General features: G+C 41.0%; 2 protein-coding genes and 1 pseudogene. 1 reads left to right on the forward strand and 2 read right to left on the reverse strand.

What is annotated here, in order from left to right; genetic code table 11:
- Window positions 1-143, forward strand: a pseudogene (locus F6K49_RS52605) (fructose-1,6-bisphosphate aldolase); the annotation flags it as partial.
- Between the two features lie 136 nt (window positions 144-279).
- Here the strand turns inward: F6K49_RS52605 and F6K49_RS52610 are convergent.
- Window positions 280-594 carry a DUF3181 family protein gene (locus tag F6K49_RS52610; protein ID WP_070390955.1) on the reverse strand — a complete coding sequence of 105 codons (315 nt, stop codon included), beginning with the start codon at window positions 592-594 and terminating at the stop codon, window positions 280-282.
- Window positions 595-835: 241 nt separating this feature from the next.
- The coding region (locus F6K49_RS52615) for a hypothetical protein (RefSeq protein WP_293111071.1) at window positions 836-1,043 on the reverse strand (208 nt) is incomplete at its 5' end.

Raw genomic sequence — 1,043 nt, forward strand, 5'->3', positions numbered from 1 at the left:
AGCAGGTTTGCTTGAAGCGTTACGAAGCCTTTGGTACTGCTGGTAATGCTAGCAAGATCAAGCAAGCGACTATCGATGTTTTTGCAACTAAGTATGCCAACGGTGAGTTAAGTGCTGTGGCGAAAAAAGCTGTAACTGCCTAGTTTTTAACGCTTAACAGGAAAATCATTGCTGTTTTGGTGAACCAAGAACAAGCAGAATTATTTGGGTAGCTGTTAAAGTTACCCAATTTTTTGTTGTTAGTGATTAGTTATTTTAAAATTGCCTATTTTCAGATACTTACAGCTGTCTTTGATACTCTTCGAGAATATCGATTAGATCCATCTGACACTGCATGGGTAGCAAATCTGCTAGGGGAACTTGCCGTTTACCACCACCTAGCTTCACAGAAATGCTTTGCAGGATTGGCATCATCTGGTCTTCTGTGATTGTATTAGTGTTACCGATTAGTAGGGGATAAAATTGTTCAGCCAAAGTGGTATGTAGATGGGCATCCCTGAGGTAAAGATGCCACTTGGCTACATCAATATATACCTTGTCGCCAATTTCAGCAGCGAGAGTTTCAATTGCTTCTGTAGAACTTGGATTAGCCATGGTAATTAGCTGTTTCTAATTAATTGCATGTTGGGATATCTAAGGAATAATTAAAGTTGTGCGCGTAGCGTGGCCTTTGGCCAAGGTTTTAAGTTGTTCGCGTAGCGTGGCCTTTGGCCAAGGTTTTAAGTTTAACTTAAGTTAATTTGCTGGCTTTCGGTTAACTGTCAACAGTCAACCGTCAACAGTTAACCGTCAACAGTTAACCGAAAATCAATTACTACAATTATCTTGGGTGATTTCATCCTTGAGGGGATTCGGTTGGAGGTTCTTGAGTAGGCAGGGGTGTATAGTTTGCGATCGCAAATATATAAACCCCATGCCCTACTAAAATCAATCCCCACAGACCAGTAAACCAGTATGCCCAAGTCCATTGAGCATACTGTATAGTTCTGAAGAACCACACTCCGGAATTACAAGCAGCAAAAATTGCCACATGTACAGCAAAG

The sequence above is a fragment of the Moorena sp. SIO3I6 genome (assembly GCF_010672095.1).

What these genes read in the sequence shown, in the direction of transcription:
- F6K49_RS52610 (WP_070390955.1), bottom strand. Translation starts at nt 594, where the DNA reads ATGGCTAATCCAAGTTCTACAGAAGCAATTGAAACTCTCGCTGCTGAA.